This window comes from Paenibacillus radicis (ex Xue et al. 2023) (genome assembly GCF_024722015.1).
Classification (GTDB): domain Bacteria; phylum Bacillota; class Bacilli; order Paenibacillales; family NBRC-103111; genus Paenibacillus_S.
On record NZ_JANQBD010000066.1, the window covers coordinates 1 to 12,138 of the forward strand.

Consider the following 12,138-nt stretch of genomic DNA (forward strand, 5'->3'; position numbering starts at 1 on the left):
AAAAAAGAAAGCTCAACTGTATGATGTGGTGGAAGGGCAATCCCCACGTTAAAAAAACAAGTTCCCATTGTATGATTAGAAAAAAAGACCTAATATTGAATTAGGTCTTTTTTTTTGAAAATAATCATTCAAGGGGCTCTCTCGTATGGCTGATAATAAAATTGTATTTCACCGATTAACGTCTGATTTTTATAAGGAACACACTCATTTAGTTGAAACAATTAAAGACGAGGGACGAGGCTATGGAGTGCTTCTGGTGACTGTTTTAGGTTATAAATTCGCTATACCTTTGCGTTCTAAAATGGATCTTAACCATCCTGCGAATTTTACGACTAAAATTCACAGCCCTGATGGGAAAAACGTTAGGCATGGGCTTGATTATACAAAGGCGCTTATTATTACAGAAGATCGCTTTGTATTGTCGGAAAAAGATTATAAGCTTAGAGATAAAAGTGACTACTTAAAAATTGTGGAATTAGAACACAAAATCATTATCGATTTTGAGAAATTCGTACAGAAGTATATTAAAGCGGTGAAAAAACAAGATAAACACATTCTAAGGCAATATAGATTTTCAACTATGAAAAATTATCATGTAGAGCTTGGTTGTAATTTGCCTATAAATCCATCGAATGATATACAAGAAATGAAGGTATTTTAAATTCAGACGTGGTTTTTAATGAATGATTATTTATATCGCTCATTAAAAAGCGCGTAACCGTAGCGTTAGCGTAGGCTCTTTTGGGGTAGGATAAATACAAGGCGAAAAAAAGAAAAAGGCAAATTCGGGCATTTTTGTTCGCCGGAACGGTGCCTTTTTTTATTTAATCCTTTGTTTTTTGGTTTTTTTCAGTTCTGAAATTTTGTTTTGTAGGCTTGTATCACTTAATTGAACATAAAGACTTCCAAGGCTCACAATTGCAGTTTTCAGAAGCTCCTGGGTGTTACCATTTCGGTTTTCAGTTGAGAGCTGAGAGAGGGCATAGAACTCGCCAGCGTTTTTCGCTTTTCTTCCGAAGTAACCTTCTGCCAAGAAAAAGAAAATGAATTGCAGGGCCTTTTTTATGCTTCTGAACAGGTTTAACTTGTAGACATGCACACAAAATTGGGTGTTTTGTGAGGATATTCATCTTATATCGCTCTCTCTATTTTTTCTGTAATCGTTTCTCCTTTAAATTAACTCTTTCCGCTCTTTGGATCAGTATCGATTCAATTATGATTTTCCTTTTTGATGCTTGTTTCAATGTAGTTTGATATCGAATATAAATCATCGCCAAACAAAACAAAAAAGGCGAAGCTACGAATATTAACCCAATAATAAATAATAATGGATTACGTCCTTTCAAATATTCGTCTAATAGATTTTTAATAAAACTAGAGACCAACCCACTTAAGACAACCGATCCTGCCGCTATATAAAGTCCTTGTACAGGAATAGCTTTTTCTTGAGCTTCGAAATCTATTTTTAATAATTCAAGCTCTTCATTTGAATAGTCTTTATATAATTTTATTTCATCCATGGTGTTGTACAATATTTTTACATTCTGTTTTTTTAATTTATCTGATTTTTTAATCATATCTTCCCCTCCGTTTTATCTCCCTTAAAGAAGATTATTAGGTATATCGAAAATACTTCGTAAAAATTGAAGTGAACTCAATGATTACGAACGATTAAACAAACAAAAAGCCCACCACGATTGAACATATGTATCAAACATATTTTGTGAGGATGCACCCAAAGCATTATTTTTTTTAGAATATTCTGAATATTGCAAAAATACTAATGATATGTTAATATAAAGCCATGAAACAACAGCCCACAGAAAACGGAGGTAACCAGGATGGGACCATAGCTAAGTTAAACTAAACGCAACTTAGACGAGGGGAGACGGATTCCGATGGGCCACCGATAGGCGAAGCGTATCCAGTCAACGGGTATGCCGGTTCACAACCGACCAATGATCGGAAGGGGATAGTCCAATGGGAAAGCGTAAGTCGAAGCGTGTAGAACGCGGGTATCCATGAGTATCAGGAAGGAGTATAAAAATTGAATACTGGAATGCGATAGGGATCTCCGTTAGCTGGCGGGGGTCCCTATTAAATTTGCGCAAATGGCAACTCTTCTGAGCCAGGAACAACCGTCTTTTACGTAACTATCTTTTTGGTTATTTCCTTTGCATCCTTAACCGATACGTAAACCGGTCTGGACCCATATCCCGCGGGGAATACGGTGGCAGCTCGTGATCATCCAGTATGAGCAATGAAGAGCGAATAAACCTGGTGTGATTTTCGTCACTTACTTTTGATTCTCGACGTGTTAAATTAAAGATGTAAGAAAGGTAAGACATTAAACGGAAGGACTTGATGTAAAATGAGACCTCAGAAGCGATCCCGATCTTGGCTAAAATAGATTACTTAATATTTTTTTGAATAACATTGTGAATGTTTTCACTAATTAAAACAGGAGCTGATTATCATGCTAGGAAAATGGCTTAGAGAAAATAAATATGCAGCAGGAATCCTGCTTTTCATACGGTTATACATTGGATATGAATGGCTCACACACGGATGGCAAAAGTTAATCGATGGATTTAATGCCGGTGGCTTCTTAAATAACGCGGTCACCAAACCGGTGATCGACAAGGCAACTAATGAACTTGTGTATCCGACCTTCACCGCTTTCATACAAAACTTTGCTCTGCCGAATGTTAAAATCATTAACTTCATGATTCCGCTCGGCGAATTCTTAGTCGGTCTTGGTTTGATTCTTGGTGTTTTGACTACCGCGGCAGCATTCTTTGGACTCATGATGAACTTCATGTTCATGTTCGCGGGTACCGTAAGCACGAATCCTTGGTTCATTCTTATCGGCGGGATCTTGTTCATGGCAGGTGCAAACACCGGTAGATTCGGTATTGACCATTACCTGATGCCCTACCTTCGCAAGCTGTTTACACACAAGAAAAATCCTACAGACCTAACAACTGGAACGGGTACGAAACACAAACCCATACACGCTTAATCTAAACGCAGCTCCATCGGGGCTGCGTTTTTGACGTTTTTAAAACTCTTCAGCAATCGTAGACGAACTGCAAGCTCAGACAGAGAAAGAACGCAGTAATAAAGACGGATCCCGCGGTCCGCAACAATAACAGACCACGTAATCTAACAAACAGAAAGGCCCTAATTTTCCATTTCACCTTTTCTCTCGAAGTAATCTTCGATCAAGAAAAATAAAGTGGATTATAGGCCCATTTCTATGCTTCTGGACGGGTTTTTCTTGTAGACATGAACACAAAATAGGGTGTTTTGCTCATAAATCCAGCTCTCGGAGTCTATTGATATAGGCATATTTTTATCCCTAATTGGGATATTTTCTTGTCGTAGAAAGTTGGGTTTTTCGAAAAAGACCTTTTGCAGGGATTTCTGAAGAAAGCTTGCTTGCGGGAAAAAATGAAGGAAGACACTGAGAAATGTATTTTGCGGAAACATAATATCCAATCACTTTGACTTTCACGGTAAATTTTCCATTCATATTGATCGCGTAACGTTACCTGTGTTATCTTTAAACTGAGATCGCATATATTAACACATATAACACCATTTAGCACCATTTAACACTTATAAACACTAAAAAAAGCCCAAGAGCTGGAACTCTCGGACTTTTCATAGCAATATGGACTTGGTTTTCTCCTTCAGGTTCAGTTTAGAAAATCCTACTTTGACTTTGACCGGTCCAGGGTAGGTTTTTTACTTTAAAACGAACGTTAAAAGGGCTAGAAGGAGCATGCACGACATTATCATCAATTGAATCGCATCTTTCGTTTGCATCGTTTCCCACCTCCTATATTACTAGAGGAGAGAGACAAGCCATATATTGCTAAAACAATTGTATATGGTTTTCGAAATGTCAGCAACCTGAAGCTGTAGTTCTTCGACATTGTTAGAGACATCTGTATAAAAATCTTTATTTTGTGAATATGTCCAACCCTCTTTTTTAGTAAGTTGGGTAGCTATCTCGAGCAATCCGGAGCAAATCGAAAAACGACTCCTTCGCAAAACATGCGAACAGAGCCGTTTTTTTGCCATTGTTCCACGGAAGAAAAATCGCCGCTCATGGCGGAATTTGGGGTAATATCAGATTTGTAGTAGTCTCACCCCTAGAAGGTGAAACTACAATAAGAGAAATTAATAATTAATGGGATTAAATATAAGGATTGGGCTATCCCAAAATAAGCGGATACGTGTACGCATTGGCTAGCACGATCCAATGTCATATGATTCAACGGTTCGTATACTAGCGGAAGCTGTTAGGATGCCAAATTCCTCATATACCCTGAAGTATGCGGAAAAAGTTGGGAGTAAACGCCATATATGCGGAAATATGTGCGGAACGATTCAACCTTTGATCTAACAGGCTTTGCCTGTTACGTGTGGAAAGATGCTCCGCATCCCTTATCCTGCATTAATAAATTAATGCCCTTTCCTATCGGATTCGGGAAAAACGCTGCCACCAGCTAAGGACAAAATAGCAACTGTACGATAAAATAATGAGAGGAGTGTGATCCTAAAATGAACATGAAGAAAGAGCAATTCGAGCGGTATTTTGGCAATCTACAAGCCTCCTGGGGATACGAAGGCATGGAACTGACCCCAGAAGAAGGCGAGCAACTGCGCCGGGTCGCTATGGGAGAAATCACGAAAGAAGAATACTCTCGGTCGATCAACGCTGCGGCCAGCAAGGAAGGTGACTCGCAATGACTCCATACGAATCGGATTCACTGGACGGGCTAAGTGAGGAACGTATTCACTATCTCGCTCGGATCGGCGCGATTTTCGAGCGCCTGTACACGATCAAGGATTTGCACGATGCCGAGTACCGAGCCATGGTCAACGCCAGTTTTACGGCGAAGATGCTGGGCGAAATTGGCGAGAGTAACGAGCGAATCGAGGAGGTCATGCGCGCTTGTCTCCTTCCAGATCGCAACAGCTGGGAGCTGGCCAGGGAAGGGCACCAAAAACAAAGCTCATTCATAGCCGCGTACATACAGCAGCATTGCGGACCAGCTCCGGATAATCCGACGCTGGTAACCTCCGAAGCACTGGCCGCTTATCACCGGTCAAAGATCATGATAACTGGATCTGACGGAGAATTAATCATCCTGACAAATCCGGAGGAGGATGGTGCATGAAGAAAATCATTCCATTCCCCCAACAAAAGCAGCCGGACACTTCCATACTTTCAGCTATGCAGAGTATCGAAAAACGGTTCGGCATGTCATTCTGGGCATACATGGGGTTTACCGGAAACCAAGAAAAGGTAAAAGAAAAAATAGATAAAGTTCTACACAAAGAAACCCTTCAACTCGCATCCAAACTATTAGAAGAGGGTGCTTTAGATAACCATCATGATGAGAATAAATACAGGCAAGAAAACCTAATAGCAGCAGATAATCCAGTACACAACCAAAACATCACAAAAAAACAGGCCATCGGATACGTGATCGCTGCTCTAAAAAACAAAGCTAGCTCCCTCGATCATACAGTTGATCAAACAGCAATCCTTCTCGAAATCGAACGATTATTTATAACCATAGATCCTCAGCAAGCAGAGCAAATCTACATACATGAATGGAACCCTCCAAATGAAATTCAGAAACTGTAACATCATGCAACATTATGTAAAAGCCTTTCCTACCAAGGGATTCACATTCAGTAACATCATGTAACATGATGTTACTGAACATTTATAAAAAGAACTCGAATCAAGTTCAATTTGCGCTTTTCCTACTCCTGAACGCTCCCGCTGGGGCTACATCCGCACCCTCTAACATCAAGCCCTTATTCTTCTTTTCTATTTATCTGTTCTTTACTTACGCTAAAACAACTGTATTCTTTCATGAATAAGGGCTTGACTTTAAAGGGTTTAAACCGCACGCTAGATCGGTCGCGTCTAGGAAAACGGGCATAGAATACCTACCTGCATTCAATACAGGTAAACTGTAAAGATGCAAAGTAGGTGTTCGTGTTCCAGGCTCGCCAGCTTAGGTGCGCTGAGGTTTCCGTTCCATCCATGCCCGAACAATAGCTTGTACGCTATCCGTACCTTTTGCCACACAAAGCCAATCCTGTGTGATTGATACGGCCACCCATCTTTCGATGCTTGGCTACCTCCAGACCGTTTTTCGGCGTCCTCCCGATATACTGTATTCCACACGTGGGCATGATTCCGTGTTATTGGATTACACGCAGCGAGTTTGCATCGGGCCTGCTCCCCTTGCTAAGTTTAACGTGTTGCTTTTGCTTTCCACGTCGGCACGCTCAAACCCATTCTCGAAAAAAAGACAATAGGAAAATAAGCCTTACGAAGTCCATTTTTAAAAAAAGGATCCCGTACGCCTGGTATTGGGTTATTTCTTTCAATGAAACTATGTATAAGTGCTAATTGATCCGGTCGTAACCGGCTCAAGTAAAACCAAGAAAATCAGAAAAGCCCTGGTTCTCCGCTATCGGGGAACCAGGGCTTGTTGTTTATCAACATTACTTCTCACAATTCGTCAAAATTGCATTCTTGAATAGAGTGCAATTCGATGATACAATGAAGCTAATAAAATCATTGTGAGAGTGCCTGTTTCTTTCCGATTGCGTCGGATCTGAAGCAGCTTAGAGCCTGAGAAACTCTAGCTACTTGAACAGTGATTTTTTATTTTGTCAAAGTTCGTTATTAGTTAATTTTTCCTCTATCAAAATAAACTATAGCATATTGCTAGATTTAGGGAAAGCATAATATCTTCGGCCTAATAAAGAAAACACCCGAAATACGCGGGTCGAACCTTTACATTCGCCCTCAAGGCCAAATAAAAAAGGCCCCGACCTCAACGTACCTCGGCTTTTTTATTTGCCAAATATCCGCTTCCAAATGGACTTGTTCCGTTCCTCTTCCACGGCCGCAGCGATCTCCTGTTTCGTAGCCAGTTGCTCCCGCATATATGTGATCATTTCCGCTTTATCGCTCTTTAACCGCTCATTATGCCGATCAAGAGCCGTGTCTACAGCGTTCTGAATCTGTTGCTGTACCGTTGACTCTGTGGTGGCCGCAAGTGCCTTCTGTACTGCTAGAGCTTCTTGCAATACTCGGATCACATCGTCCCGTTCGTCTAAGCGTTCTAAAAGCACCTCATTAAACTTATTAATGCCATTAATTTTTTCCTCCAACGCATCGAAGCGTTTATCATGTCGTTCATGAATGGCATTAATTATCGTATTATAGTCTGTTATGGGCGCTATAGCATTGGACGCCGCGATCTGTAGCGTACCTTTTGGATGCTTAGCTGAAATGAGTTGGGCGGCTTGCTCCACTGGAAGATTTGATTTCTCGCGTAACTCCTTTAAATGGCGCATAACCATAGCGTCTGACTCCGTAAAGATACGTGGAGCTTTCTCACCATCTCCGTCTTTAGTGAACGGGTATCCAGCGTCTTCTAACGCCGCAGCGTATTTCCTTACGGTAGACTCTGCTATGCCGATCATTGCGGCGATATCCTTTGATGTTAGCGCCTTTTCAAACTTTTGAAAATCGTTATCCATATCGTCATCACCTCGCTATAGTAAACGATTCGACGCGGAGGTAACTATTTCCTGCCATTAGCTTCGCACCGTAAACAATAACAGTGAGTACAGAACCCAGATAGGCTTGATTCATTATCCCAGAAGAAAACCATATTTCATTCTCATTACAAATTCCTCCGCAGCTATTAGACTGGCGATAGCGTTAAACTAGGATAGTTGAAATTTATGGTGAAATATGATTAAGGAATTGAGTCACTGATAGGAGGAATCCATATAGCTTTAGTTCATGAGTTCATACTTATTTCATATCGTAAATTTGAAGAGATTTCTTTAAGTGGAATCTTTAATTATAAAGACAATAATTCAGAAAACGTTGTTAATTTACTTGATGACATGTTTGGATATATGCTAGATACATTAAAATGGATTGAAACCATAAATCCCGATAAAAACGAAAGTGAATTGGGGTTTAACTATTATGGATACTCTATAATTGAGAAAAAGGGAGCAATAAAATTATCGAAGCTGATGAAAGCTTGGTATCTAATGTTTTCAGAAGCTCCCGAAGAATTAATTTTAACGGGTTGGTATACTTGGAATGAAGATGAAGACCCCAGAACAGCTGGGGCATATGAAAAATTATCATTCAGTAGAAAAGAAATTCTTGAAACTCTAAGCAGACTAATTGAATTTGCAACCAAGGTTGACTCTGGGGAATATATAATAATTTACAGTGGTATCTGAACTAACGGCGAACGTTAGTTTAATGACAACAGCGGCAGTCTAAGACTTTATTTTTCAAGTCTGGTCCGCCGCTGTTTCTTTTAATAGATCAGTCTAAAACTTTTTTTTCAAAAGCTGACGATTCTTTAACTCAAAAACACTCGTTAAATCAACGACTCCAGTCTAATACTTTATTTTCACCGAACACCATAGCCAAAATTCAGCGCAAGCTCGCGGAAGTTAAATTTAGTAAAATATGGATATATGGTGTGGTCATAGATAGAAGGGGCCGCGTGATCTAAGGCGTCTGATTGATAATCAGATAGGGCTCCTATGGAGTCTCTAGGGTTCGAATCCCTTCCCAGGTTCCCTTAAAATCGAGAAGTAATCGTACAAAAAGCCCACAGTAGAAGCTGTGGGCTTTTGTGATAAAGCTACTTGGAAAGCAACCCGCCCGGCGGGTTGCTAGTTTTTTAGATCAATAAACACAAGATGTTGTGTTACGGCATGGTAACGCATATGTTTCCACAAGATATAGTAGTTTGTTTTCACAGAAACCATTGACAAAACGCAAAAAATTTGATACTCTAAGAGAGCATCAAATAGAGGTTAAAGGGTAGAGCAACTTTAACCTTGCGACAGAATATTGATCTCGCAAATCAAAATTCTGAATATGTATTTCTATCCAAAACATTTGTGAGCCCAATCATATCAAAAAAACACCACATAATGCAACAAGAAAATTTCACCTTACATAATATGTGTTGTTCGGATAAAGCTTAAATTGGATGTAAATATAGTAAAGTTAACTGCTTGCTCGACTCCTTTAACTCGAAAGAGTGGAAGGAGGAAATCCGATGAACATAATTTTTTGCCATTATCCTAAAGGTATCCATGTAGTGCAGCATGACCGCAATAGTCATTGGGTTAGAGGTCATTTCCGTGGTCTGTGCTGGATTCCAGCACATGTCCGCAGTGGGTCGACTGTTTCCGAACATTGTCGCTCGTAAGACTTTAGTAAATGAAAAGGCTCGGACTTCGGTCCGAGCCTTTTCATTTACTAATAACGGTACATTATCGAAGTATGTGATATCATATTTTTAATGTCCTGGCTAGTTTCTGTAGAAACAAAAAGCAGTTGCCCGACTGCCTGCTGGATTTATTTTATAGCGGGTTGTGCAGGAGGGAGCACTGATGGAGAACTCTTGGTTTCCGATTTACAATGAACTTTTGAATGATCCGGATTTTAAAGCTCTAACGCCAACTGAAAAGCTCTATTATTGGTTAGTTTTGAGCGAATACAATATAGTCGGTGGAGAGTTTTATAAACCCGATATCTGGTTTGCCGGCGCGCTGGCACTAAGTGTAATCAAAATACGTCAGGCCAGGAGAACATTGAGTAAATTAAGTTTTTTGAATATTACACCAGGGATGAGGGCGCAAGGCAAAAATCTCGCTACTCGTTACAAAGATGTCCGGATCCATGATGATGCTCAATTCTCCAGGTTGGATAGGACCACATTTAACGTTCTGCTTCAAAAAATCAGAAACGACAATTTATCCCATCAAGAAGTAGTAATGTATGTCTATATTAATCACCTATGCCAGACAAGTGGCAAAGGAAAGTTTGCAGCTTTGGCAAAAAGCGTATTCATAGATCTTACTAATATTGCGAATGCGGTCAAGCAAGTAGAAGGACTTCATAAAAAGTTTATATTTACGTCAGGGGAGAAATTATTTAAATACTCGTCAGAGATTAGATCTCTTCGTTTCGAGTCAGTTCAACGTGTGCAATTCAATGAAGACCATCTAGCGGAATGGAATAAATCCATCCAGCACAAGATAAATGAGATCGAAGCAAAAGAAAAAGAAAAAGAAAAGCAGCGTGCTCGGGATAATGGAGAGTTGATAGCTGATGATCTGCCTGATCTGTTTAAAAAAATATACTCAGCTCGCCGCGGTAAGCTTCCTACTTTTCATCCATCAGAGGCACGCCAGCTGATAGAGCTCGGAGAACAAATGGGCCCGCAACGAATTGAAACTGCTATACAGAATTATATTTCCGCTGGTACTTTGCCGACCAAAATGAACCAAGGCAGCCGTACATTAAATCAGTTTGTTAAAAACATTGATTGGTTCCTTCCTGATGCGAACTAAGCAGCTTTTGATTCAAGATTTTTTGCAGCTATTGTTTTTGTTAAGTGATACGGTTAAATGATACTTGTTAGGTGATACAGGTTAAGTGATACTCGTTAGGTGATACAGGTTAAGTGATATAAATCATACATATTTTCGATTCTATCTATCAATTTTGTATCACCCATTTAATTTAAAGATATTATAATATAAAGAAGAAGAAATAATAATTATACTAGAAAATACGTCGATGTCTTTAATTATTTATGGATGCAAAATTTTTCAATTCTTTTTTCCAAAAATAATTTTGAATATTTACGAAATATATTTCAGAAAATAATTCATTTCTTCTCCTCAATACTCTAATAAGTCAGTATACGAACATAAAGGTTGTTATTATCGATTTTAAAACAGATTACCTCTTACATCATCTGAACTATTTCAAAGGCTTTAGAATGGATTTGGGAGGCAGCTCAGATTATTTTGTAACGATGTTCATATGACAAACAGAAAGGCCCTAATTTTCCATTTTTGCTTTTCTTTCGAACTTTGATTCGATGAAGAAACAGAAAATGAATTGTAGGGCCTTTTCTATGTGTTTGAGATGGTTTTTGCTGGCAGCATGCACATGTTCAGATCTCTTATTAGCAGATAAATCGGGATAGACGCGCATATCTATTTTTTAAAGGATGGACGTGTCATGATTCTTGAACTGGACAAGCCGTTCAAAAAGTACAAAGCATCGATTGCGCACTATGGAGCTTCCGAGGGTTGGGTTATCGCGAACCGCGAATACACCGATGAAGCCTATGCGCTTGCGAAATCAAATCGCAATCCGCCTAATTAACCGTGAGCAGCTTATCGAGACGATTCTAAAACTTAATCCAGGCGCTGCACCTTCGGTAAAGGCGGTAAAGCAAGCCATGCCAAACGATAGAAAAGATTTGCTCCAGATACGGAAGCACGATGTTGTGCGGAAAAGTGCAAAAGGCGAATTTTATGGTTGCTGCAGCTCCTTTCCGAAGAGATTAAATGATTAGGGGCCCGCGTCAGCGGACTCTTTTTTCGTTTCTGCACGCGGCTCCTTCATCTCAACGAGCTTTTTTTGTATGATATAAAATAAGGTGGGATTTGATAATGAAACAAAATGGTGAAGTTATACAATTGTTTCAAAAGGAACATAAAGGAAGTCATTGCCGAAAATCGCGCCAAACGAAGATTAAAGGGAGCGACGACGACGGTTTCTTTTTCGTTTCGTGAATCCAAGCACAGCAATCGAAACGCTGTACCGGCTATCTTGAGCTCACTGGAGTTGAAAAAAGTAATAAAATTCAGAACTTTAGACGATACTGCAAAGAACTGGTACTCATTGACTGAATATAATAATACAGATATAATAAAACTACTGATGTGGTGGAAGAGCACCCCACGTTAAAAAAAGAAAGCTCATTGTATGATGTGGCGGAAGGGTAATCCCCACGTTAAAAAAAGAAAGCCCACTGTATGATGTGGCGGTAGAGCATCCCCACGTTAAAAAAAGAAAGCTCAACTGTATGATGTGGTGGAAGGGCAATCCCCACGTTAAAAAAGAAAGCTCAACTGTATGATGTGGTGGAAGGGCAATCCCCACGTTAAAAAAACAAGTTCCCATTGTATGATTAGAAAAAAAGACCTAATATTGAATTAGGTCTTTTTTTTTGAAAATAATCA

The 12,138-nt window shown here is 39.6% G+C and carries 12 protein-coding genes and 1 tRNA gene; 10 read left to right on the top strand and 3 right to left on the bottom strand.

Going from position 1 to position 12,138, the window contains the following annotated elements; all coding sequences use genetic code 11:
* Positions 1 to 145 precede the first annotated feature (145 nt).
* On the top strand, positions 146 to 661 hold the full coding sequence (gene tenpIN, locus NV381_RS37970; protein ID WP_258218437.1) for a type III toxin-antitoxin system TenpIN family toxin: 516 nt from the start codon (positions 146 to 148) through the stop codon (positions 659 to 661).
* 484 nt (positions 662 to 1,145) lie between these two features.
* On the opposite strand, the gene NV381_RS37975 is transcribed toward tenpIN, so the two are convergent.
* Positions 1,146 to 1,577 carry a hypothetical protein gene (locus NV381_RS37975; RefSeq protein WP_258218438.1) on the bottom strand — a complete coding sequence of 144 codons (432 nt, stop codon included), beginning with the start codon at positions 1,575 to 1,577 and terminating at the stop codon, positions 1,146 to 1,148.
* A gap of 899 nt (positions 1,578 to 2,476) precedes the next feature.
* Between NV381_RS37975 and NV381_RS37980 the strand changes: the two genes are divergently transcribed.
* Positions 2,477 to 3,022 (top strand): DoxX family protein, encoded by a 546-nt coding sequence (locus NV381_RS37980; protein WP_258218439.1) that lies wholly within the window; start codon positions 2,477 to 2,479, stop codon positions 3,020 to 3,022.
* Between the two features lie 728 nt (positions 3,023 to 3,750).
* Here the strand turns inward: NV381_RS37980 and NV381_RS38590 are convergent.
* Complete coding sequence (locus tag NV381_RS38590) at positions 3,751 to 3,831, bottom strand: putative holin-like toxin (RefSeq protein ID WP_419182337.1); 81 nt, start codon at positions 3,829 to 3,831, stop codon at positions 3,751 to 3,753.
* Positions 3,832 to 4,572: 741 nt separating this feature from the next.
* Between NV381_RS38590 and NV381_RS37985 the strand changes: the two genes are divergently transcribed.
* Genes NV381_RS37985 through NV381_RS37995 form a run of 3 tightly spaced genes read left to right on the top strand, consistent with a single transcriptional unit; the run spans position 4,573 to position 5,665 of the window.
* Positions 4,573 to 4,761 (top strand): antitoxin VbhA family protein, encoded by a 189-nt coding sequence (locus tag NV381_RS37985; protein ID WP_258218440.1) that lies wholly within the window; start codon positions 4,573 to 4,575, stop codon positions 4,759 to 4,761.
* Positions 4,758 to 5,192, top strand: a complete 435-nt coding sequence (locus NV381_RS37990; RefSeq protein WP_258218441.1) for a hypothetical protein — start codon at positions 4,758 to 4,760, stop codon at positions 5,190 to 5,192. Before NV381_RS37985 ends, NV381_RS37990 begins: the two co-directional genes overlap by 4 nt.
* Positions 5,189 to 5,665: a hypothetical protein gene (locus NV381_RS37995; protein ID WP_258218442.1), complete on the top strand. Its 477-nt coding sequence runs from the start codon at positions 5,189 to 5,191 to the stop codon at positions 5,663 to 5,665. Before NV381_RS37990 ends, NV381_RS37995 begins: the two co-directional genes overlap by 4 nt.
* Positions 5,666 to 6,894: 1,229 nt before the next feature.
* On the opposite strand, the gene NV381_RS38000 is transcribed toward NV381_RS37995, so the two are convergent.
* On the bottom strand, positions 6,895 to 7,587 hold the full coding sequence (locus tag NV381_RS38000) for a hypothetical protein (RefSeq protein ID WP_258218443.1): 693 nt from the start codon (positions 7,585 to 7,587) through the stop codon (positions 6,895 to 6,897).
* 387 nt (positions 7,588 to 7,974) lie between these two features.
* Here NV381_RS38000 and NV381_RS38005 point away from each other — a divergent pair, with 387 nt between their 5' ends.
* The 5 genes from NV381_RS38005 to NV381_RS38025 all read left to right on the top strand — a co-directional run bounded on the left by NV381_RS38005 (position 7,975) and on the right by NV381_RS38025 (position 11,275).
* Positions 7,975 to 8,313, top strand: coding sequence for a hypothetical protein (locus tag NV381_RS38005; protein WP_258218444.1), 339 nt, complete (start codon positions 7,975 to 7,977; stop codon positions 8,311 to 8,313).
* Positions 8,314 to 8,577: 264 nt separating this feature from the next.
* A tRNA-Ile gene (locus tag NV381_RS38010) sits at positions 8,578 to 8,656 on the top strand.
* Positions 8,657 to 9,149: 493 nt separating this feature from the next.
* Complete coding sequence (locus NV381_RS38015; RefSeq protein ID WP_258218445.1) at positions 9,150 to 9,302, top strand: hypothetical protein; 153 nt, start codon at positions 9,150 to 9,152, stop codon at positions 9,300 to 9,302.
* Positions 9,303 to 9,486: 184 nt separating this feature from the next.
* Entirely contained in the window at positions 9,487 to 10,449 is a 963-nt protein-coding gene (locus tag NV381_RS38020) for a hypothetical protein (RefSeq protein WP_258218446.1), read from the top strand.
* Between the two features lie 679 nt (positions 10,450 to 11,128).
* Entirely contained in the window at positions 11,129 to 11,275 is a 147-nt protein-coding gene (locus NV381_RS38025; protein WP_258218447.1) for a restriction endonuclease, read from the top strand.
* The last annotated feature ends 863 nt before the right edge of the window (positions 11,276 to 12,138 follow it).

Bases quoted from the DNA above. Each gene is read 5' to 3' on its own strand.
- tenpIN (WP_258218437.1), top strand. From the start codon at position 146: ATGGCTGATAATAAAATTGTATTTCACCGATTAACGTCTGATTTTTAT.
- NV381_RS37975 (WP_258218438.1), bottom strand. From the start codon at position 1,577: ATGATTAAAAAATCAGATAAATTAAAAAAACAGAATGTAAAAATATTG.
- NV381_RS37980 (WP_258218439.1), top strand. From the start codon at position 2,477: ATGCTAGGAAAATGGCTTAGAGAAAATAAATATGCAGCAGGAATCCTG.
- NV381_RS38590 (WP_419182337.1), bottom strand. From the start codon at position 3,831: ATGCAAACGAAAGATGCGATTCAATTGATGATAATGTCGTGCATGCTC.
- NV381_RS37985 (WP_258218440.1), top strand. From the start codon at position 4,573: ATGAACATGAAGAAAGAGCAATTCGAGCGGTATTTTGGCAATCTACAA.
- NV381_RS37990 (WP_258218441.1), top strand. From the start codon at position 4,758: ATGACTCCATACGAATCGGATTCACTGGACGGGCTAAGTGAGGAACGT.
- NV381_RS37995 (WP_258218442.1), top strand. From the start codon at position 5,189: ATGAAGAAAATCATTCCATTCCCCCAACAAAAGCAGCCGGACACTTCC.
- NV381_RS38000 (WP_258218443.1), bottom strand. From the start codon at position 7,587: ATGGATAACGATTTTCAAAAGTTTGAAAAGGCGCTAACATCAAAGGAT.
- NV381_RS38005 (WP_258218444.1), top strand. From the start codon at position 7,975: ATGCTAGATACATTAAAATGGATTGAAACCATAAATCCCGATAAAAAC.
- NV381_RS38015 (WP_258218445.1), top strand. From the start codon at position 9,150: ATGAACATAATTTTTTGCCATTATCCTAAAGGTATCCATGTAGTGCAG.
- NV381_RS38020 (WP_258218446.1), top strand. From the start codon at position 9,487: ATGGAGAACTCTTGGTTTCCGATTTACAATGAACTTTTGAATGATCCG.
- NV381_RS38025 (WP_258218447.1), top strand. From the start codon at position 11,129: ATGATTCTTGAACTGGACAAGCCGTTCAAAAAGTACAAAGCATCGATT.